This is a genomic window from Sphingomonas sp. Leaf20 (assembly GCF_001421535.1).
Taxonomy (GTDB): Bacteria; Pseudomonadota; Alphaproteobacteria; order Sphingomonadales; family Sphingomonadaceae; genus Sphingomonas.
This window is the reverse complement of sequence record NZ_LMKN01000001.1, coordinates 1,335,634-1,355,516: the sequence shown is the minus strand read 5'-3', so window position 1 is coordinate 1,355,516 and position 19,883 is coordinate 1,335,634. Positions and strand designations below refer to the sequence as shown.

The 19,883-nt window shown below is 67.8% G+C and carries 19 protein-coding genes; 10 read left to right on the top strand and 9 right to left on the bottom strand.

From position 1 onward, the window contains the following. The first annotated feature begins 143 nt into the window (after window positions 1-143). From ASE72_RS06195 to ASE72_RS06185, 3 genes are read left to right on the top strand one after another with little or no spacing between them, the layout of a single operon-like run. A complete protein-coding gene (locus ASE72_RS06195; RefSeq protein ID WP_443024724.1) occupies window positions 144-2,552 on the top strand; it encodes a ligase-associated DNA damage response DEXH box helicase in 2,409 nt (802 codons plus the stop codon). Between the two features lie 49 nt (window positions 2,553-2,601). Next, complete coding sequence (locus ASE72_RS06190) at window positions 2,602-3,069, top strand: RidA family protein (RefSeq protein WP_056017981.1); 468 nt, start codon at window positions 2,602-2,604, stop codon at window positions 3,067-3,069. A 32-nt stretch (window positions 3,070-3,101) separates the two neighbouring features. Then, window positions 3,102-4,250: a GNAT family N-acetyltransferase gene (locus tag ASE72_RS06185; protein WP_056017979.1), complete on the top strand. Its 1,149-nt coding sequence runs from the start codon at window positions 3,102-3,104 to the stop codon at window positions 4,248-4,250. Here ASE72_RS06185 and ASE72_RS06180 read toward each other — a convergent pair. Together ASE72_RS06180 and ASE72_RS06175 are read right to left on the bottom strand one after the other, a co-directional pair. Beyond that, complete coding sequence (locus tag ASE72_RS06180; RefSeq protein ID WP_082445807.1) at window positions 4,210-5,805, bottom strand: hypothetical protein; 1,596 nt, start codon at window positions 5,803-5,805, stop codon at window positions 4,210-4,212. The genes ASE72_RS06185 and ASE72_RS06180 overlap by 41 nt on opposite strands. Window positions 5,806-5,945: 140 nt before the next feature. Beyond that, the gene (locus ASE72_RS06175) at window positions 5,946-7,199 is read right to left on the bottom strand and encodes an argininosuccinate synthase (RefSeq protein WP_056017978.1); all 1,254 of its coding nucleotides are present in this window, start codon (window positions 7,197-7,199) and stop codon (window positions 5,946-5,948) included. Window positions 7,200-7,328: 129 nt separating this feature from the next. Between ASE72_RS06175 and ASE72_RS20630 the strand changes: the two genes are divergently transcribed. Further along, window positions 7,329-7,718: a hypothetical protein gene (locus ASE72_RS20630; RefSeq protein WP_056017976.1), complete on the top strand. Its 390-nt coding sequence runs from the start codon at window positions 7,329-7,331 to the stop codon at window positions 7,716-7,718. 182 nt (window positions 7,719-7,900) lie between these two features. Here ASE72_RS20630 and ASE72_RS06165 read toward each other — a convergent pair whose 3' ends face one another. The 3 genes from ASE72_RS06165 to ASE72_RS06155 are packed head-to-tail and all read right to left on the bottom strand — an operon-like array spanning window position 7,901 to window position 10,699. Then, window positions 7,901-9,127: an SAM-dependent methyltransferase gene (locus tag ASE72_RS06165; RefSeq protein ID WP_056017974.1), complete on the bottom strand. Its 1,227-nt coding sequence runs from the start codon at window positions 9,125-9,127 to the stop codon at window positions 7,901-7,903. Between the two features lie 49 nt (window positions 9,128-9,176). Beyond that, complete coding sequence (locus ASE72_RS06160; protein WP_056017972.1) at window positions 9,177-9,938, bottom strand: molybdopterin-dependent oxidoreductase; 762 nt, start codon at window positions 9,936-9,938, stop codon at window positions 9,177-9,179. Next, complete coding sequence (locus ASE72_RS06155) at window positions 9,935-10,699, bottom strand: cytochrome b/b6 domain-containing protein (protein WP_056017970.1); 765 nt, start codon at window positions 10,697-10,699, stop codon at window positions 9,935-9,937. Before ASE72_RS06155 ends, ASE72_RS06160 begins: the two co-directional genes overlap by 4 nt. Before the next feature lie 51 nt (window positions 10,700-10,750). On the opposite strand from ASE72_RS06155, the gene ASE72_RS06150 reads away from it, so the two are divergent. Then, window positions 10,751-11,368, top strand: coding sequence for a flavin reductase family protein (locus ASE72_RS06150; protein WP_056017967.1), 618 nt, complete (start codon window positions 10,751-10,753; stop codon window positions 11,366-11,368). Between the two features lie 71 nt (window positions 11,369-11,439). Here ASE72_RS06150 and ASE72_RS06145 read toward each other — a convergent pair whose 3' ends face one another. The 4 genes from ASE72_RS06145 to ASE72_RS06130 all read right to left on the bottom strand — a co-directional run bounded on the left by ASE72_RS06145 (window position 11,440) and on the right by ASE72_RS06130 (window position 14,783). Beyond that, window positions 11,440-12,198 carry a sulfite exporter TauE/SafE family protein gene (locus ASE72_RS06145; RefSeq protein ID WP_082445806.1) on the bottom strand — a complete coding sequence of 253 codons (759 nt, stop codon included), beginning with the start codon at window positions 12,196-12,198 and terminating at the stop codon, window positions 11,440-11,442. After that, window positions 12,191-13,396 carry a 23S rRNA (adenine(2503)-C(2))-methyltransferase RlmN gene (gene rlmN / locus ASE72_RS06140; protein WP_056017962.1) on the bottom strand — a complete coding sequence of 402 codons (1,206 nt, stop codon included), beginning with the start codon at window positions 13,394-13,396 and terminating at the stop codon, window positions 12,191-12,193. Before rlmN ends, ASE72_RS06145 begins: the two co-directional genes overlap by 8 nt. A gap of 219 nt (window positions 13,397-13,615) precedes the next feature. After that, window positions 13,616-14,089, bottom strand: a complete 474-nt coding sequence (locus ASE72_RS06135; RefSeq protein WP_156350147.1) for an invasion associated locus B family protein — start codon at window positions 14,087-14,089, stop codon at window positions 13,616-13,618. Window positions 14,090-14,099: 10 nt separating this feature from the next. Then, a complete protein-coding gene (locus tag ASE72_RS06130; protein WP_056019091.1) occupies window positions 14,100-14,783 on the bottom strand; it encodes a histidine phosphatase family protein in 684 nt (227 codons plus the stop codon). Between the two features lie 140 nt (window positions 14,784-14,923). Here ASE72_RS06130 and ASE72_RS06125 point away from each other — a divergent pair, with 140 nt between their 5' ends. The 5 genes from ASE72_RS06125 (at window position 14,924) to ASE72_RS06105 (ending at window position 19,815) form a co-directional block, all read left to right on the top strand. Further along, window positions 14,924-15,589 carry an outer membrane protein gene (locus ASE72_RS06125; RefSeq protein ID WP_056017957.1) on the top strand — a complete coding sequence of 222 codons (666 nt, stop codon included), beginning with the start codon at window positions 14,924-14,926 and terminating at the stop codon, window positions 15,587-15,589. 132 nt (window positions 15,590-15,721) lie between these two features. Beyond that, the gene (dnaN, locus tag ASE72_RS06120; protein WP_056017955.1) at window positions 15,722-16,840 is read left to right on the top strand and encodes a DNA polymerase III subunit beta; all 1,119 of its coding nucleotides are present in this window, start codon (window positions 15,722-15,724) and stop codon (window positions 16,838-16,840) included. A 110-nt stretch (window positions 16,841-16,950) separates the two neighbouring features. After that, entirely contained in the window at window positions 16,951-17,745 is a 795-nt protein-coding gene (locus tag ASE72_RS06115; protein ID WP_056017945.1) for a Coq4 family protein, read from the top strand. 45 nt (window positions 17,746-17,790) lie between these two features. Then, on the top strand, window positions 17,791-18,924 hold the full coding sequence (locus ASE72_RS06110) for a DNA replication/repair protein RecF (RefSeq protein WP_056017942.1): 1,134 nt from the start codon (window positions 17,791-17,793) through the stop codon (window positions 18,922-18,924). A 99-nt stretch (window positions 18,925-19,023) separates the two neighbouring features. Further along, entirely contained in the window at window positions 19,024-19,815 is a 792-nt protein-coding gene (locus ASE72_RS06105; RefSeq protein WP_235532251.1) for an OmpA family protein, read from the top strand. Window positions 19,816-19,883 lie beyond the last annotated feature (68 nt).

Genomic DNA, 19,883 nt, shown 5'->3' with positions numbered 1-19,883 from the left:
GCGGGAAACTATCCGACGCCGATCGGGCTCGATCGCCGGGCGCCAACCATGCCGATGGGGTCCATGCCTATGAGATCCATAGCAACAGGGTCCATGGCGATGGGGCGCACCGCCCCCATATGACGACGATGCGTGAACGTTGCGTGACCAAACTGCCCTTGCCCCTTGAAAGCTGGTTCGCGACGCGGGGGTGGCAGCCGCGTCGGCATCAGCGCGACATGCTCGATGCCGCGCGCGCGGGCGAGCATGCGCTGCTCGTCGCCGCGACCGGCGCGGGCAAGACGCTTGCGGGGTTCCTGCCGACGCTCGCGGAGCTGATCGACGCGCCGACCGAGGGGCTCCACACGCTCTATGTCTCGCCGCTGAAGGCGCTCGCGGTCGACGTCCAGCGCAATCTGCTGACGCCGATCGAGGAAATGGGCGTCGACATCCGCGTCGAGACGCGCACCGGCGACACGCCGTCCGACCGCAAGGCGCGACAGCGGATCAAGCCGCCGCAGATCCTGCTGACCACGCCCGAATCGCTGTCGCTGCTGCTGAGCTATCCCGACAGCCTGACGATCTTCGCGGGGATCCGGACGATCATCGTCGACGAGGTTCACGCGTTCGCGACGGGCAAGCGCGGCGACCTGCTCTCGCTGTGCATGGCGCGGCTGCAGAAGATCGCGCCGGGAATGCGCCGCGTCGCGCTGTCGGCGACGGTCGCGGATGCGGACGGCTATCGTGCCTGGCTCGCGCCCGATGGCGACATCGACCAGGTCACGATGGTCGACGGCGAGCCCGGCGCGGACCCGAACATCGCAATCCTGCTGCCCGAGGGCCGCATCCCGTGGTCGGGACATTCGGGTCGCTACGCCGCCGAACAGGTCATGGCCGAGATCGAGTCGCACGGCACGACGATCGTGTTCTGCAACACGCGCAGCCTCGCCGAGCTGATCTTCCAGGACCTGTGGAAGGTCAACGCGAACAACCTGCCGATCGGCGTCCACCACGGCAGCCTCGCCCGCGAGGCGCGACGCAAGGTCGAGGGCGCGATGGCGGACGGCAAGCTGCGCGCGCTGGTCGCCACCGCCAGCCTCGACCTGGGGGTCGACTGGGGCAATGTCGACTGCGTGATCCAGATGGGGGCGCCCAAGGGCTCGTCGCGGCTGCTCCAGCGGATCGGCCGCGCGAACCACCGGCTCGACGAGGCGAGCGAGGCGATTCTCGTCCCGGGCAACCGGTTCGAGTATCTCGAGGCGCGGGCCGCGCTCGACGCGGTCGAGGCGGGCGAGCTCGACCCCGACCTGTTCCGCGTCGGCGCGCTCGACGTGCTCGCGCAGCACGTCATGGCCTGTGCGTGCGCTGCACCGTTCCGCGAGGCCGACCTGCTCGACGAGATCCGGTCCGCGCTGCCCTATTCGGCATTGCCGACCGAGACGTTCGAGCGGGTGCTCGGCTTCATCCGCGACGGCGGCTACAGCCTCAAGGCCTATGACCGGTTCAAGCGCCTGACGCAGGATCCCGACGGCACCTGGCGTATCAGCCACCCCAAGTTCATCGCGCAGCACCGCCTCAACGCGGGCATCATCGTCGAGGCGACGATGCTCAACGTCCGGTTCGGCAATGGCCGCGCGCTAGGCCGCGTCGAGGAGGGGTTCGCCGCACAGCTCAGCCACGGCGACACCTTCTTCTTCGCGGGTCTCAGCCTCGAGGTGATGAAGATCGATACCGAGGATCTCGTCGTCCGCGCGACGTCGAAACCCGCGCGCATCCCGACCTATGGCGGCAGCCGCATGCCGCTGTCGACCAACCTTGCCGACCGCGTCCGCGGCTTTCTCGCGCATCCCGGCGAATGGGCGCGCTTCCCCGACGACGTCCGCGAATGGCTCGAATATCAGCGGCTGCGCTCGGTCCTGCCCGAACCCGGGCAGTTGCTGGTCGAGACGTTCCCGCGCGAGGGGCGGCATTACATGATCGCCTACAGCTTCGAGGGGTGGAACGCGCACCAGTCGCTCGGCATGCTCGTGACCCGGCGCATGGAGACGCTCGGACTGAAGCCGCTCGGCTTCGTCGCGAACGACTATGCGCTCGCCGTCTACGGCCTCGAGAAGATCACCGACCCCGCCGCGCTGTTCTCCGCCGACATTCTCGAGCACGAGTTCGTCGACTGGGTGCAGCAATCGCATCTGCTCAAGCGTGCGTTTCGCGAGGTCGCGGTGATCGGCGGGCTGGTCGAGCGCCAGCATCCCGGCAAGCGCAAGACCGGACGGCAGGTCACCTTCTCGACCGACCTGATCTACGACGTGCTGCGCAAATACGAGCCGACGCACCTGCTGCTCGAAGCGGCATGGGCGGACGCGCGCGCACGGATGACCGATGTCGGCCGCCTCGCCGGGCTGCTCGACCGCGCGGCGGCGACGATGCTGCACGTCGATCTCGACCGCGTGACCCCGCTCGCGGTGCCCGTGCTCACGTTGATCGGGCGCGAGAAAGTCGCGACCAACACCGCCGACGACGCGCTGCTCGTCGAGGCCGAGGCGCTGGCGGCCGAGGCGATGCGGATCGACTGATGCGTCCCCCGCTTGACCGGAGCCCCGCGCTTGTGGTGAGACCGCGGACATGACCGATCGTATCGACCGCAAGCTCGAAGAGCTTGGCCTCGCCTTGCCGCAGGCCGCCGCCCCCGTCGCCTCCTATGTTCCCGCCGTCGAGGCGAACGGGTTGCTCCACATCTCGGGCCAGCTGCCCTTCAAGGACGGCCAGATCGTCACCGGCCGCCTCGGCGACGGCGTCTCGCTCGAGGACGGGCAGGATGCGGCACAGCGTTGCGCGCTGATGCTCGTCGCGCAGATGAAGGCGGCGCTCGGCTCGCTCGGCCGTGTCGAGCGGATCGTGAAGCTCGGCGTGTTCGTCAACTCGCACGGCGACTTCACCGACCAGCCCAAGGTCGCCAACGGCGCGTCCGACCTGATGGTCCAGCTGTTTGGCGATGCCGGCAAGCATGCGCGCTCGGCGGTCGGCGTGCCCGTCCTGCCGCTCGGCGCCGCGGTCGAGATCGACGCGATCGTCCAGGTCTCCGCCGCTTGAGCCTGACGCATGTGCCCCTATTTTAGGGGCACATGACCGCCCTCTCAGCCCGCATCGCCTCAGGCGTCGTCGCAATCGCCGCCAAGGACTGGAACGCGTGCGCAGGCGAGGGCAATCCCTTTGTCGGCCATGACTTCCTCGCCGCGCTCGAAACCTCGGGCAGCGTCGGCGGGCGTTCGGGATGGCAGGCGTTGCCGATCGTCATCGACGATGACGACGGGACGCCCGCCGCGATCGCCCCGGCCTATGCCAAGAGCCACAGCCAGGGCGAATATGTCTTCGACCACGCCTGGGCGGACGCCTGGGAGCGCGCGGGTGGGCGCTATTATCCAAAGCTCCAGCTGTGCGCGCCGTTCAGCCCGGTGCCCGGCCCGCGGCTGCTGTTGCGCGACCCGACGCTCGCGCCGGCGCTGATCGCCGCCGTCGAGGCGGTCACCGACCAGAGCGGGCTCTCGTCGGCGCATGCGACCTTCATCGCGCCCGACGAGGTCGCCGCGTTCGAGGCGGCGGGCTGGCTCATCCGGCAAGGGACGCAGTTCCACTGGCGGAACGCCGGCTATGCGAGCTTCGACGATTTCCTCGCCGCGCTCGCCAGCCGCAAGCGCAAGGCGATCCGCAAGGAGCGCGCGGCGGCGGTCGAGGGGCTGACGATCCGCCACCTGAGCGGGGCCGATATCACGCCGGCGCACTGGGATGCGTTCTGGGTCTTCTATCAGGACACGGGCAGCCGCAAATGGGGCCAGCCCTATCTGACGCGGGGTTTCTTCGACACGATCGGCGCGACGATGGGCGACCGGATCCTGCTGATCCTCGCCGAGCGCGACGGCGTACCGATCGCGGGGGCGCTGAACCTGATCGGCGAGGACACGCTCTATGGTCGCTATTGGGGCGCGACCGAGGAGGTGCCGTTCCTCCATTTCGAGCTCTGCTATTACCAGGCGATCGACGCCGCGATCGCGCGCGGTCTGCAGACGGTCGAGGCGGGCGCGCAGGGTGAACACAAGCTCGCGCGCGGCTATGCACCTGTCGCGACCTATTCCGCGCATTATATTCCCGACGCGGGGTTCCGCCGCGCGATCGCCGACTTCCTCGAGCGCGAGCGCGAGGCGGTCGCCGCCGATCGCGACTATCTTGGCGAACTCACTCCGTTTCGGCGGGGCGGGGCGTTACCGTCCGATTGACCTTGAACAGCGCGCTGGTGCCGTCGCGGCGGATCAGCGTCAGGTCGTGGATCAGCGCCGGGTCGAACGCCGGCGGGTGGATCAGCCAGACATAGTCGAACGCCGCGCGCGGGAAATGCTCGAGCGCGGTCGAGATCGGCCGCCAGAACTGGCCACGGCAGCGGATGTCGGACACGATTTCCGACGGGTCGTGCGAAAAGCCGCGCGCGGCGGGATAGCGTGTCGTCATCAGCTGTCCGCCTGCCATCGACCATTGATCGTTGGCAAACGCCAGCCGGCGCTCGAGCAACAGCCCGGGCACATGCTCGAGCCGCGAATAGGCCCAGTCGTCGCGACAGCGCCGGCCGACGAACGAAACGACGCGCGCACGCTCGGGCAGCGTGTCGATCGCGGCGATCGCCTGGTCGTATGACCGGTCGTAGATCAGGTAGCTGATCGTCGTGCCCGCCAGTCGAACCGCGAAGAAGCTGAACCCGAGCACTGCGAGCACCGCCGCGCCGCGCAGCGACAGCCCGTGCCGCGGGCGCAGCGCGATGATCGCGAAGGCGAGCATGAACGGCGCGAGCCGCATGTCGGCATAGGCGGATCCGAACACGATCCGCGGCAACAGGATATAGACCAGCAGCAGGAACAGCGCGGACAGCGACAGGTTGCGCGAATATTCGATCGTCTGGTCGCGGATGCCGCGGAACAGGATGATGAAGAGAACGGTGACCGACGCGATGTCGAACGCCATCCACCGGTCGCGCAGGACCATCGTGATCCAGTTCATCTTCCAGCGCCAGTTGAACCAGTCCTGCGTCTTGCCGGTGACATGGTCGCCCGACCGCCACAGCACCATCATCACCATCGGCAGCGCGAGCGGGATGCAGTTGATCCCGGCGCGGACGATCGCGCTCACCCAGCCATGCGACGCGCCGCTGTCGCGGATCGCGTCCTTGCGGATATCGTGCTGGCGGATCAGCTCGGCGGAGAAGGCGAGCACGCCGAGCACGCCCCAGCCGAACGTATGGCACAGCCACAACAGGCACGAGGCGGGGACGAACAGGATCGTGCGCAACCGCAGTTTGCCCAGCCGCCCGAGCCGGACCCAGAAGGCGAACAGGTTGAGCGCGAGCGCCATCGCCAGCGCGAAATTGGCAAAGCCGAACTGGAAGGGATAGCTGTAGGCGAGCGGCAGCGCGAACAGCGCGGTCGCGGGGATCCGGCCATGGACCTCGCGCGCGATCCACAACAACCCGGTCACCGTCAGCGCCGGGATCGCCATCATGATCAGCTTGACCGCCAGCTCTAGGCCGAAGATCGGCGCAAGCGGCTCGATCAGCAGATCGACGCCGAGATTGCCGATCAGCTGCCACCGGAAATCATACCATTGGCTCAGCCACGGATTGTCGCCGATCGCCAGTTGGACGCGGTAGCGCCCCATATGTCCCGGCAGGTCGACCAGTGGCGGGATCTCCGGCCACAACAGCGGGATGATCGAGGCCAAGGCGACGCACGCGACGAACGTGCGCGTCTGCCACCAGTGAAGTTCCGTGGTTGTCCCCCGCGCCATCCCTCGACGCCTAGCGCCGGGAGGGGGGCTTCGACAAGCGTCGACGTTGCGCGGTTGCGACGGAATTCGCTTCGGGCGTTAACACCGCCGAACGTCCGGCCCCCGGGTGCCGCGCAGGGCACCCCGGGGAACGTCGCGGCTCAGACCTGGTCGCGGCGGCCGAGCAGGCGCAGGCGCAGCGCGTTCAGCTTGATGAAGCCCGCCGCGTCGCGCTGGTCATAGGCGCCCTGGTCGTCCTCGAACGTCACGACCTTTTCCGAGTACAGCGAGTTGGGCGACTTGCGGCCGACCACGTACACGCCGCCCTTGTACAGCTTCAGCCGGACCGTGCCCGAGACCTTTTCCTGGCTGTGATCGATCGCTGCCTGGAGCATCTCGCGCTCGGGCGAGAACCAGAAGCCGTTGTACAGCAGCTCGGCATAGCGCGGCGCGAGCTCGTCCTTCAGATGCGCCGCGCCGCGGTCGAGCGTCAGCTGCTCGATGCCGCGGTGCGCGAGGTGATAGATCGTGCCGCCCGGCGTCTCGTACATGCCGCGGCTCTTCATGCCGACGAAGCGGTTCTCGACCAGGTCGAGACGGCCGATGCCGTGACGACGGCCATAGTCGTTGAGCGTCGACAGCAACGTCGCCGGGCTCATCCCCTCGCCGTTGATCGCAACGCCGTCGCCACGCTCGAAATCGATCGTGATATATTCGGGGACGTCGGGCGCGTCCTCGGGGTTCACCGTGCGCGAATAGACATAGTCGGGAACCTCGTCCCACGGATTCTCGAGCACCAGACCCTCGGACGAGGTGTGGAGCATGTTCGCATCGGTCGAGAAGGGGGCCTCGCCGCGCTTGTCCTTGCTGACCGGGATCTGGTGCTGTTCGGCGAACTCGATCAGCCTGGTGCGGCTGGTCAGGTCCCATTCGCGCCACGGTGCGATCACCTTGATGTCGGGCGACAGCGCGTAATAGCCGAGCTCGAAGCGGACCTGGTCGTTGCCTTTGCCGGTGGCGCCGTGGCTGACCGCGTCGGCGCCGACCATCCGGGCGATCTCGATCTGGCGCTTGGCGATCAGCGGCCGCGCGATCGACGTGCCGAGCAAATACAGCCCCTCGTAGAGCGCGTTCGAGCGCATCATCGGGAACACGTAATCGCGCACGAATTCCTCGCGCAGGTCGTCGACGAAGATGTGCTCGGGCTTGACGCCCATCATTTCGGCCTTGGCGCGCGCGGGCTCGAGTTCCTCGCCCTGGCCCAGGTCGGCGGTGAAGGTGACGACTTCGCAGTTATAGGTCTGCTGGAGCCATTTCAGGATCACGCTGGTGTCGAGGCCGCCGGAATAGGCGAGAACCACCCGATTGATGCCGGCGTCGCCGGCGGCGCGGTTGATCTGATCGGTCACGGGCATGGTCCTTCGGGCAATATCCAATGTCCGCGCCCCTATGCGCTGGACGGCCCGCGTGCAACCGGGCGCATTCATGGCGCGTACAACCAGCCCGCGCTAAGCGCCCCCCAGTTTCATTGGAGTGTTCCGACCGTGCTACGCCAAACGCTAACCGTTCTTGTTCTCGCCGGTCTCGCGACCCCGCTCGCCGCACAGGAAACACGCGCGTCCGCCGCCGCCAAGTTCAAGGCCGAATTCGCGGCGTCCGACACCAACAAGGACGGCGTGCTGACGCGCGCCGAGGTGCAGGCGCGGATCGGCAACATGAAGGTCGGACCGGGCCGCCCCGACCCGGTGCACGCCAAGCGTCTCGCCGATCTCTGGTTCACCAGCGCCGATGCGAACAAGGACGGCAAGGTCACGCAGCCCGAGGCGCAGGCGCTGCTCGCCGCGACGTTCGCGAAATATGACGCAAACAAGGACGGCAAGATCGGCGGCGACGAACGCTCCGCCGCGAAGTCGCAGATGCAGGGCGGCCGCTGAGGTCAGGCCTATGAGGCGGTCACCGCTCTAGAGCGACTCAGCATAAAGCCGTCATCCCCGCGACGGCGGGGATCCAGCCTGGCTACCGTAGCGGCTCCATCGTCGGAGCCTGCCAGTCTGGGTTCCCGCCTCCGCGGGAATGACGGACGGCCGGACATCACGTGGCACCGGCCGGCCCGACGTCACCCCTCGCGCAACGCCCGCTCGCCCTCGAACATATAGTCGCGCGTCAGCGGCAGCGTCATCCGGCTCTTCGACAGCTGGATCTGGTAATTGACCATCCCCCCGGTCCGGAACGCCGCCGCGGCACCCGCGAGGTAGAAGGTCCACATCCGGTAGAACCGCTCGTCGTACAGCGCGACGATCGCGTCCTTTGCCGCCACGGTCCGGTCGTACCAGAGGTCGATCGTCCGCGCGTAATGGACGCGCAGCACCTCGATATCGGTCGGGAAGAACTTCAGCCCCTCATAGCCGCGCACGATCTCCGACAGCGCGGGGTTGTAGCCGCCGGGGAAGATATATTTGGTCGTGAACGTGTCGGTGACGCCAGGGCCACCCATCCGGCCGATCGTGTGGAGCAGCATCACGCCGTCGTGCGTCAACAGGTCGCGGCACTTGCGGAAGAACGCCTTGTACTGCGGCGGCCCGACATGCTCGAACATCCCGACCGACACGATCCGGTCGAACGTCCCCGTCAGCGCGCGATAGTCGATCAGCTCGAATTTCACCTTGTCGGCGACGCCCGCCTCCTCGGCGCGGCGCCGCGCGACCTTGAGCTGTTCCTCGCTCAGCGTCACGCCGAGGACTTCCGCGCCGGTCTTCGCATGCAGGTACAGCGCCATCCCGCCCCAGCCGCAGCCGATGTCGAGCACGCGCATCCCCGGCTCGATCGCGAGCTTGGCGGCGATGTGCGCCTTCTTGTCGGACTGTGCCTTTTCCAGGCTGTTGCCGGGATCGGTGAAGTACGCGCAGCTATACTGGCGATCCGCGTCCAGAAAGAGGTCGTAGAGCCGGTCGGACAGGTCGTAGTGATGCGCGACGTTCTTCTTCGACCGACGCGCCATGTTCACGCGGTCCACGCGGTGGACGACCTTGTCGAGCAGCTTGATCGGCAGCGACGGATTGAGCCCGCCGCCGCGCTCCCACGGGCTGTTGCCCTTGAGCAGGTTGACGAGGTCGCGGATATCGCCGCGGTCGATGACGAGGCGTCCGTCCATGAACGCTTCCGCCGCACCCAGCGCGGGGTGGCGGATGATCGCCCCCGCGACGCCGGGGGCGGTGAGGCGGATCGTGACGGGATTATAGGCGGGATCGGGCTTGCCGAATTTCTTGGTCGTGCCGTCCGCGTGGATCAGGGTGAGTTCGCCGGTTTTTACCTGCCGGGCCAGGAAACGATCGAAAAGAGCCATGCCGGGTTAGCTAATGACTGGTACGGAAATGCGCCACCCCCGGCTGGCGTCAGATCCCTGCATACCAGTCGTAATCCACGTTATCTTCCCAATAGCCGCCCTTGCCTTTGCCGATCCCCTCGAGGCTGGCGACCGCATCTATCGCCATGATATATTTGGCATGTTTGTAGCCAAGCTGGCGCTCGACGCGCAACCGGACGGGCGCGCCGTGCGCAACGTCGAGGACCTGATTATTTAATGCCCAGGCAAGGATCGTCTGCGGATGAAACGCGTCGATCAGGTCGATCGACTCGTAATAGGGCGTGCCGCGATACAGGTCGGCGCAGGTGAAGACGATGTAGCGCGCGGCGTCGCGGATCCCCGCGGCCTGCAACAGCGTGGCGAGTTTGGGTCCCTGCCATTTGCCGATCGCCGACCACCCCTCGACGCAGTCGTGCCGCGTGATCTGCGCACGCGCGGGCATCTGGCGGAGCTGCGGCAACGTCACCGACAGCGGCCGGTCGACGAGCCCGCCGACGCGAAGCCGATAGTCCGCGAAATTGGTCGCGACCATCGCGTCGTACGCGGGCGTCCCCGGATTGCTCGTCCCGTTCGAGCGGAAGATCGGCGACATCTGCGCCGGGCTGAATTCGGGGGCCAGCGCGTGACGATTGGTCAGCGCGCGCTGCAGTCCGCGGTTCATGTCCTCGCCCATGAACAGGATCTTGCGCGCCTCGGGGTGCTGGATGATCTTGTCGCACCCGGTGAGCAGCGCGCCGGCCCCGACCGCCGCGCCGGCGACGAGCGTGCGGCGGGTGATGATGCTGCTCATGCGACGTCCTCCGGCTGGTGGGCCGGGACGTGGAAGCGCCCGGTGATCATCGATCGCACCTCGTTCCACGCGCCCGCCAGGATCACGAGCGCGAGATGGACGATGATGAACAGCACGAGCGCGACCATCGCGATGAAGTGGATCGACCGCGCCGACTGCCGCCCGCCGAAGATGTCGAGCAGCCACGGCCACGCGGCATCCATCGCCGGCGACATCGCCAGCCCGGTCAGGATCATCACCGGCAGCAGGATGAAGATCGTCGCGACATAGGCCAGCTTCTGCAGGATGTTGTACGCGGCGGGCCGCTTCGGATCGTGGAAGCGCAGCGCGAGATGCTCGCGCACGTCATGCGCCACCTCGTGCGGCGCCAGCTCGCCCGCGCGGACGCGGAGATCGCGCTGGAAATGCCGGTTGAACAGGCTGACGATCATGAAGCCGAGCAGCGCGAACGACAGGACGAGCGCGAAGAGCAGGTGCCAGCGTCGCGAGATGGCGAGGTTGTAGCTCGCCGGGATCGTCAGCAGGTTGATCAGCGTCACCACCCAGCCCGGCCATTGGTCGAGCGTCGTCCACGCCTGATCGAAGTTCGCGCCGTAGCGGCCCCAGTAGAAACGCGGATGCGCCTTCAATATGCCGATCCCGCTGCCGATCATGATGAACATCGTCACCGCGGTGATCCAGTGCCACAGCCGCGTCGCGATCCGGTGGCGTTTGACGACGGTGACAGGGGCGCTGGTGATAGGGCGGGCGGGATCGTTCATGCTTGGCCTTCGCTTTAGCCGACAAGCTCCGACCATAGCAGGGATAAGCGTATGACCGAATGGCATTCTTACGAACCGGCGAGCGGCCATCGCCTGCCGCACGATCCGCTCAACGCGATCGTTGCACCGCGCCCGATCGGCTGGGTGAGCACGCTGTCGGCGGAGGGTGTGCCCAACCTTGCGCCGTACAGCTTCTTCAACCTGTTCAACTACACACCCCCGCTGATCGGCTTCTCGTCCATGGGGTGGAAGGACAGCGTCGCCAACATCGCGGCGACGGGCGAATTCGTCTGGAACCTTGTCAGCCGCGACCTTGGCGATGCGATGAACGCGACCGCCGCCAATGTTGCGGCGGACGTCGACGAGTTCGCGCTGGCGGGGCTCGAGACGCTCGCGTCGCTGAACGTGAAGCCGCCGCGCGTCGCCGCGAGCCGTGCGCAGTTCGAATGCAAGGTGACGCAGATCGTCCGGCTGGAAACCAAGGAGGGCCGCGAACTCGACCAGTGGCTGGTACTCGGCGAGGCGGTCGCGATCCATATCGACCCGGCGATGCTCGACGACGGCGTATACCAGACCGCGCGCGGCGAACCGATCCTGCGCGGCGGCGGCCCGGCGGATTATTTCACGATCACCGAGGAGTCGCTGTTCAAGATGCGCCGGCCGGGCTGAACTCAGGAGGTTTGTTCACCCGCGAAGGCGGGTGCCCAGGCTGGGTCCCCGCCTTCGCGGGGAACCAATTCTTAGCCGTACGCCCGCCAGAAGAACACGATCGTCGTCGCGATCGTCACCAGCAGCGTCCACACGCGAATGACCCTGGCCGACATCACCAGCCCGAGCTTCGCGCCGAAATGCCCGCCGACGATCCCGCCGAGCAGCATCGGCACGCACAGCGCCCAATAGACCATCCCCGTGGCGATGAAAATGATCGTCGCCGCGAGGTTGGCGACCGCGAGCATCAGCGTGCGCGGTGCCGCAAGCATGGCGGGCGTTGCTCCCGACAACAGCCCCCAGGCGGCGGTCAGCATCAGCCCGACCCCGCCGCCGAAATAGCCGCCATAGACCCCCAGCATCGCCTGCACCGCAACCAGCGATTTCGGCCCGATCGCGACCCGCGAGCGGAGCCACAGCGACGCCTGCGTCCCGAACGCGATCGCCAGCGTCGCGAACAGCAGCAGCCACGGCACGATCAGGTCGAACGCGCGCGCCGACGTCGCGACGAGCAACAGGCTGCCGACGAGCCCGCCGACGAAGGTGATCCCCGCCATCGTCCGCATGCCGACGCCGGACACGGGCTCCAGCCCGTGCCGATAGGTCCATGCGCTCGCCATCGCGCCCGGCTGGAGCGAGACGTTGCTCGTCGCGTTGGCGAAGGTCGACGGCACGCCGAGCCCGATCAGCGCAGGCATCGTCGCAAAGCTGCCGCCCCCCGCTAGTGCATTCATCGCCCCGCCGAGAACGCCCGCTCCTGCCGCCAGCGCAGCCCCACTCCACTCAAGCAAAAGCGTCGGACTCGGCAGCGGCCTCGCGATCGAGCTGCGCGCGGCTCTTCTTCTCCGACGCGGTCTTCAGCTGCCCGCATGCTGCATCGATATCGCGCCCGCGCGGGGTGCGCACCGGCGCCGAAATGCCCGCGCCGAACACGATGCTCGAAAACGACTTGATCCGCTCGGGCGTCGAGCATTCATAGACGGCACCCGGCCACGGGTTGAACGGGATCAGGTTCACCTTGGCGGGCAGCTCGTATTTGCGCAGCAGCCGGACGAGTTCATGCGCATCGGCGTCCGAATCGTTCTTGTCCTTCAGCATCACGTATTCGAACGTGATCCGCCGCGCATTGTTCGTGCCGGGATAATCAGCGCACGCCTGCAGCAATTCCTCGATGCCGTATTTGCGGTTGAGCGGGACGATCTCGTCGCGCACTTCCTTGGTCACCGCGTGCAGCGACACTGCGAGGTTCACGCCGATCTCCGCGCCCGCGCGCGCCATCATCGGCACCACGCCGCTCGTCGACAGCGTGATCCGGCGCCGCGACAGGGCAAGGCCTGCACCGTCCATCACGAGCTTCAGCGCATCGCGGACATTCTCGAAATTATACAGCGGCTCGCCCATCCCCATCATCACGATGTTGGTGAGCATCCGCCCTTCGGGCTGGCTCGGCCATTCGCCGAGCGAATCGCGCGCGAGCATCACCTGGCCGACGATCTCGGCGGGGGTCAGGTTGCGCACCAGCCGCATCGTGCCGGTGTGGCAGAAGGTGCAGTTGAGCGTGCAGCCGACCTGGCTCGACACGCACAGCGTGCCGCGATCCGCGTCGGGGATGAACACCATCTCGTAATCCTGCGCGTCGTCCGATCGCAGCAACCACTTGCGCGTACCGTCGGTCGACACCTGCGCCTCGACCACGTTGGGCCGGCTGATCACGAAGCGCTGCTCGAGCCACGGGTGCATCGTCTTCGAGATGTCGGTCATCGCCGAGAACTCGGTCGCGCCGCGATTGTAGATCCAGTGCCACAGCTGTTTCGCGCGCAGTTTCGCCTGTTTTTCCTCGAGCTGCGACGTCTCCAGCGCCATCCGCAGATCGGCGAGCGACAGCCCGAGCAGGTCGATACGCCCATCGCTGCGCGGCACGAAGCTGCGGGGAACGGGCACGGGATCGATGTGCCCGGGGATGGGCATGAGGTTCGCGGCGGTCTGCATGGGGCGGCGCTTAGCGGAATTTTGCCGATTTTTCTACAGGGTGTGGAAGAAGGGGATTGGTCGGCGAAGTGATGCGCAACGACACCCGGACAGCAGCACCTCCCCGGCGGAGGCCGGCGCCCAATTGGGAAGGTGGTCGCAACGGTGCGGGGAGCGTCGTCACGTGCGTCCCCCAATTGGGCCCCGGCCTGCGCCGGGGTGGTAGAAGGGAGAGGGGAGCTATCCCCCGCTGCACGCCAGTACGGCCGCATCGATCGCCGTCGCAGCGCCCGACAGCGCGTACACATCCGCGAATGGGCGGCCGCCGACGCCGACCGCCTCGACGCTCATGCTGCGCCCCGATCGCAGCGCGGCAACGATCGCGCGGGCGCTGGGGGCATCGCTCGCCCACGCGTCCAGTCCGTTTGCGACCAGCGCGAATCGGCGTTCGCCCACCGTCAGCGTCACCCCGGCGGACCGATCGCGCTCGCGGCTGAGCCGGATGTGAAGCGACGCGCGCAGGCCGCGTCTGGGCCAGGTGGCGACGCTGGCGAACCCGGTCGACCGGCCCCCCGCCATCACCGGCCGTGCGATCGCGTAACAGCGCGGCGGCGTCGCATCGCGGAACGCACCCCATCCCGTGTAGATGCCGATCGTGTCGCGCGCTGCCACGGGTGTGGCGACCGCGAGCAACAGCAGGACGACACGCGTCACGCGCCGCGGTTCACGCGGGTGCAAAGCCGGTGCCGCGGTGCGGGACGGTCGCGCGTCCGGCCTCGACGAGCGTGACCGACCCCTGCGGCAGTCCCGGTGCGATCGGCGCGCCGAGCACAGGGTCGACCGGAGCGCCGGTCATCACGCCGAGCATCACGCGGCTCGAGATGCCGTGCATGATCACCAGCCGGTCGCCGGCATTCTCTGCGGTATCCGCCAGCCAGCCGCCGACGCGCGCGGCGATCTGCGGATAGGTTTCGCCGTCGGGCGCGGCGCGCAGCGTGCCGCCGGGCTGGACAATCGACCCGACCTCGGCCGCGAGATCGGCATAATAGCGCCCGCCCCAGCACCCCATGTCGATCTCGACCAGCCGCGCGTCGGTGCGCGCGGCATGCCAGTCGAGTCCGAGATGCTCGGCGACCACCGCCAGCGTCTGGAGCGCGCGCCCGGTCGGCGATGCCCACAGGGTCAGCGCGGGCTTCGCCCCGAGCAGGTCCCGCAGCGCGCGGCCGAGCTCGTCCGCCTGCGCGAATCCGGCGCGCGTCAGCGGGGTATGCGCGGCATCGCCCTGCAGCCGGTGCGCGGCGTTGAACACGGTTTCGCCGTGCCGCGCGACGAAATCCCGCCCACGCCGAATGCGCGGTCTTTCGGTTGGACCGGCGTCCGCTGCATCCTGCCGATGGCTTGGAATCATGGGCTGCATTTCAACCCCCTGTGGCGCAAAAGCAACGGATTTCCGTGTTTATCTGGGGTTCATGCAACGTGCCGCCGGCTGGTCCATTGGGGCTGTCCATCCCGCGTTCGGGGATGACGAAGACATTATGGAGTATCCCAATGCGTAAGCTTATCGCCGTCTCGCTGTTCGCTACCACCGCGGCCCTGACCGTTGGCGCAGCCCCCGCGCTGGCGCAGACCAACCCGACCTTCACCGGCCCGCGCGTCGAGGCCACGCTCGGCTATGACCACACCGGCGCCGGCAGCAGCGTGTCCAACGACAACGGGCGTGACGACCAGAAGATCGACGGCCTGCTGTACGGCGGTGGCATCGGCTATGACATCGCGACCTCGGACAACATCGTGCTCGGCGCCGAGGCGGAACTGACCGGCTCGACGTCGAAGAGCGGCCGCAACGACTATACCAGTGACTTCGGCTTCGGGCGCGTCAAGCAGGGCCGTGACATCTATGTCGGTGGCCGCGTCGGCTATGTCGTCGCGCCGACGACGATGCTCTATGCGAAGGGCGGCTACACCAATGCCAAGCTGAACGTGCTGGCGGGCGACACGAACCAGACCACCGACACCGACTTCAACCTCGACGGCTGGCGGATCGGCGCGGGTGCCGAGCATGCGGTTGGCCCGAACAGCTATGCCAAGCTCGAATATCGCTATTCGAACTATGAGCGCAGCAACATCGATTACGCGACGGGCGGCACGAGCGGCCGATTTGACGTCGACACCGATCGCCACCAGGTCGTCGCAAGCTACGGCTTCCGCTTCTGATCGTGTTTTAACGCGACGTTTACCGTGATCAAAGAAGGGTCGGGGCGCTTGCTCCGACCCTTTGTTGTTGGGTAAGCCATTAGCGGATTGCCCCCAGCCCCGAGTCCGGCTGTGGAGGCCGGGGGAATTTTGATGAAGGCGACGATCGAACGCGCAACGCTCCTCAAGGGGCTGAGCCATGTCCAGTCCGTGGTGGAGCGGCGCAACACCATCCCCATCCTGTCGAACGTGCTGATCGAGGCGACCGCCGAGGGTACGCTGAAGCTGATGGCGACCGATCTGGATCTCCAGATCAACGAATCGATCGCCGCTGCGGTCGACCAGCCCGGCGCGACCACCGTGTCCGCGCACACGCTGTTCGACATCGCCCGCAAGCTTCCCGAGGGCAGCCAGGTCCAGCTCGCCGCGTCGGAAGGCCGGATGAGCATCGTCGCGGGCCGCGCGCGCTTCTCGCTCGGCACGCTGCCGCGCGACGATTTCCCGGTGATCGCCGAAGGCGAGCTGCCGACTCAGTTCGAACTGCCCGCCGAGACCTTGAAGCAGATCATCGACAAGACGCGCTTCGCGATCTCGACCGAAGAGACGCGCTATTATCTCAACGGCATCTTCCTTCATGTGGCGGACGGCGACAGCTCGAACCCGGTGCTGAAGGCCGCCGCGACCGACGGTCACCGCCTCGCGCGCGTCACGCTGCCGCGGCCCGAGGGCGCCGAATCGATGCCCGACGTGATCGTGCCGCGCAAATGCATCGGCGAACTGCGCAAGCTGCTCGACGAGGTCGACGGCTCGGTCGGCGTCTCGCTGTCGCCGACCAAGATCCGCTTCGACCTTGGCCAGGCGATCCTGACCTCGAAGCTGATCGACGGTACCTTCCCCGATTACAGCCGCGTGATCCCGACCGGCAACGACAAGATCCTCAAGATCGATCCCAAGAGCTTCATGGAAGGCGTCGACCGCGTGTCGACCATCGCCACCGAGAAGACCCGCGCGGTCAAGATGGCGCTCGATCGCGACAAGATCACGCTGTCGGTGACCTCGCCCGAAAACGGCACCGCCGCGGAGGAGGTCCCAGGCGATTACGTCGCGCTCCCGTTCGAAATCGGCTTCAACAGCCGCTATCTGATGGACATCCTCGCGCAGATCGACGGCGACATGGTCGAGGTCCACCTCGCCGACGCCGCCGCCCCGACGCTGATCCGCGAAAACGACAAGTCGCCCGCGCTCTACGTGCTGATGCCGATGCGCGTCTGACCGTCACGCGCTGACGATCGAACGAAAGGCCATCCTGCGGGGTGGCCTTTTTCGTTTGAAGCCCTTTGCGAATCTGATACTGACAATCGTGTCAGTAAGGAGTCGACTCGATGGCTGTACTTCCTCCGTTTCCCGGCACCACCGGTCGTCGCGACTGGCGAACGGCATTCGATGCGATCCGGAAACTGCTCGCGAACGGCGATGATACGACGCAGGTGTTCCGGATCATGCGCGCGCTCAACGTCGGCAATGCGCCGATGAACTACGCGCGGCTGATCGCGACGGGGCAGGGCGGGCGGATCGCCTATGACCGGGTCGAACTGGCGCAGCGTTTCTCCGATCCGGCGTTCGTCGCGGGGTTCGCGCCGGGGACGGTGGGCGCCGCGTATCGGCATTTCCTCGAGACGACCGGCTATTCGGCGGACGGCCTCGTCGCAGTGTCGCGCGTCGAGCCGAGTGTCGACGACCTCGCGCATCCCTATGCCTGGTTCGGACGGCGGGTGCGCGACACGCACGACATCTGGCATGTGCTCACCGGCTATCAGGCGGACGAGAGCATGGGCGAGGCGTCGCTCGTCGCGTTCAGCTATGCGCAGGTCGGCGGGTTGGGCTGGGCGCTGATCGGCACGGCGGCGGCGCTGAAGAGCATCCGCGTCACCGGCAGCACGCTGTTCGCCAAGGCGGTCTGGGAGGGGTATCGCAACGGCCGCAAGGCACGGTGGATTTCGGGCGAAGACTATCTGACGCTGCTGAACGAACCGCTCGATGTGGCGCGCGCGCGGCTCGGGATCGTCACGCCGGTCGCCTATCTGCGCGCGCAACGCGAACTCGGCCCTGCGCTCGCCTCGTATCTCAGCACGCAGAAGACCGGGGCGGGTGCGGTCCCCGAGCGGATTGCCGCCTGATGCGAAGGCTGACAGCGGGCGGAGATTGCCGCTAAGGCCGGTGCGATGCTGTCGCGCCTCGTCCTTACCGATTTCCGCAATCACGCCGACCTGACGCTGACGCCGGGGCCGGGGTTCGTCGTGCTGACCGGCGAGAACGGCGCGGGCAAGACCAATATCCTTGAGGCTGTGTCGCTGCTCGCCCCCGGTCGTGGATTGCGCCGGGCCGCACTCGGCGAAATGGCGCGGCAGGGCGGGGCAGGCGGTTTCGGCGTCGCGGCGCGCCTGTTCCCCGCCCGCGCCGGGTCGGGGGAGGGTCTGGTCGACGGCGCGCCGGGCCCGGAGGAAATCGCGCCGCAAGCCCCGGCGATCGACGAGGTGGACATCGCGACCGGCGCGCTCGCCGCCGCCCCGGAGCGCCGCATCGTCCGCGTCCAGGGTGCCACCACCACCGCCAACGCGCTCGCCGAGTGGCTCACCATCCTGTGGCTCACGCCCGCGATGGACCGGCTGTTCGTCGCGCCCGCGGGCGAGCGTCGCGGGTTTCTCGACCGCCTGACGCTGGCGCTCGCGCCGGCGCACGCGCACCATGCCGCGCGCTACGATGCGGCGATGCGCGCGCGCAACCGGCTGCTCGCGGACGAGGGCCGGCCCGACGGCGAATGGCTCTCCGCGCTCGAAGCGCAGATGGCCGAGCATGGTGCCGCCGTCGACGCCGCCCGGCGCGAGACGGTCGGCTTGCTCCGCGCCCGGCTTGCGGGGCAATCCGACAGTCCCTTCCCGCGTGCGGGGCTCGCGCTCGAGGGATGGGCGGGCGATGCCGCGCGCCTGCAGGCCGATCTGGGGCAGGGCCGTGCGCGCGATGCCGCCGCGGGGCGTACGCTGTCGGGGCCGCACCGGGTCGACCTGATCGTCACGCACCGCGACAAGGCGCGCGCCGCCTCGCTTGCCTCGACCGGCGAGCAGAAGGCGTTGCTGCTCGGCATCGTGCTCGCGCATGCCGATCTGGTGGCGGAGCGGACCGGGCAGCCGCCGGTGCTGCTGCTCGACGAGGTTGCCGCGCATCTCGATCCGGCACGGCGCGCGGCGCTGTTCGACCGGCTCGCGGGGCGCGGGCAGGTCTGGATGACGGGTACCGAGGACGCGCTGTTCGAGGCGATCGATCCCCAGGCGACGCGGATCGCCGTCGGGCTCGCCTGAACGCGCGCTGTCGACCCCCGTCACCGGGCATTCAAGCAGACGCGGGCAAATCCCGGTCCATCGCGCCCCGGTCCACAGCGGGGGCGACGGAGAAAGATGATGAAGACGACAATCGCACGCGCCGCATTCGGGCTGGTCATGATCGCGGCGACGACCGCACCGGCATTTGCCCAAGCCGGCGAGCGCGCACGCTACGACATGAGCAACCCGCCCTGGTCGCGTCCCGGCTACCGGCTGGCGGGTGCGGGCGTGCCGGTCCTGTTCCCCGAACTGCGCAATACGCCGCGCGGTCGCGCGTTCGTGATGCCCAATTTCGACGCGAACGGCGACGGCCGGATCAACCGCCGCGAAGCCGACGACGCCAACCGCGAATTCGCGCGCATCGCCGGCCCGCGGCGCGACCGGTTCGACTGGGACGCGTACGGCCGTGACCCGCGCGGCTATCGCGGCGGTACGACCGTCGTCGAGACCACCACGACGTGGGACCGCGGCGCGATGCGCAACTACGGCTTCCGCCAGACCCCTCGTGGCGCGACGCTGACGCTGCAGGAAGACGTGCTGTTCCGCACCGACAGCGCGGTGCTGCGCCCCGGCGCGATCGAGAAGCTGCGCCCGCTCGCGCGCTATCTGCGCGGCAATCCGGGGGTCCGCGTCGCGATCGACGGTTTCACCGATTCGCGCGGGTCCGATGCGCACAACCAGGATCTGTCCGAGCGCCGCGCGGCGAGCGTCCGCCAGGCGTTCGACGACATGGACGTCGTCCGCGCACGCTTCAGCGTCGTCGGCCACGGCGAGCGCCAGCCGGTCGCGACCAACGCGACCGTCACCGGCATGCGCCTCAACCGCCGGGTCGAAGTCACCCTGCTCGGCCAACGCGCCGACCGCTTCTAAGCGCGAACTCCCTCTCCCCTCGGGGGAGAGGGAAGGGGCCCGCGGCCGCTTGGCCGTGGGAAGGGTGA

Excerpts from the sequence above, each read along its gene's own strand:
- ASE72_RS06190 (WP_056017981.1), top strand. The coding sequence starts at position 2,602 with ATGACCGATCGTATCGACCGCAAGCTCGAAGAGCTTGGCCTCGCCTTG.
- ASE72_RS06185 (WP_056017979.1), top strand. The coding sequence starts at position 3,102 with ATGACCGCCCTCTCAGCCCGCATCGCCTCAGGCGTCGTCGCAATCGCC.
- ASE72_RS06180 (WP_082445807.1), bottom strand. The coding sequence starts at position 5,805 with ATGGCGCGGGGGACAACCACGGAACTTCACTGGTGGCAGACGCGCACG.
- ASE72_RS06175 (WP_056017978.1), bottom strand. The coding sequence starts at position 7,199 with ATGCCCGTGACCGATCAGATCAACCGCGCCGCCGGCGACGCCGGCATC.
- ASE72_RS06165 (WP_056017974.1), bottom strand. The coding sequence starts at position 9,127 with ATGGCTCTTTTCGATCGTTTCCTGGCCCGGCAGGTAAAAACCGGCGAA.
- ASE72_RS06160 (WP_056017972.1), bottom strand. The coding sequence starts at position 9,938 with ATGAGCAGCATCATCACCCGCCGCACGCTCGTCGCCGGCGCGGCGGTC.
- ASE72_RS06155 (WP_056017970.1), bottom strand. The coding sequence starts at position 10,699 with ATGAACGATCCCGCCCGCCCTATCACCAGCGCCCCTGTCACCGTCGTC.
- ASE72_RS06150 (WP_056017967.1), top strand. The coding sequence starts at position 10,751 with ATGACCGAATGGCATTCTTACGAACCGGCGAGCGGCCATCGCCTGCCG.
- rlmN (WP_056017962.1), bottom strand. The coding sequence starts at position 13,396 with ATGCAGACCGCCGCGAACCTCATGCCCATCCCCGGGCACATCGATCCC.
- ASE72_RS06130 (WP_056019091.1), bottom strand. The coding sequence starts at position 14,783 with ATGATTCCAAGCCATCGGCAGGATGCAGCGGACGCCGGTCCAACCGAA.
- ASE72_RS06125 (WP_056017957.1), top strand. The coding sequence starts at position 14,924 with ATGCGTAAGCTTATCGCCGTCTCGCTGTTCGCTACCACCGCGGCCCTG.
- dnaN (WP_056017955.1), top strand. The coding sequence starts at position 15,722 with ATGAAGGCGACGATCGAACGCGCAACGCTCCTCAAGGGGCTGAGCCAT.
- ASE72_RS06115 (WP_056017945.1), top strand. The coding sequence starts at position 16,951 with ATGGCTGTACTTCCTCCGTTTCCCGGCACCACCGGTCGTCGCGACTGG.
- ASE72_RS06110 (WP_056017942.1), top strand. The coding sequence starts at position 17,791 with ATGCTGTCGCGCCTCGTCCTTACCGATTTCCGCAATCACGCCGACCTG.
- ASE72_RS06105 (WP_235532251.1), top strand. The coding sequence starts at position 19,024 with ATGAAGACGACAATCGCACGCGCCGCATTCGGGCTGGTCATGATCGCG.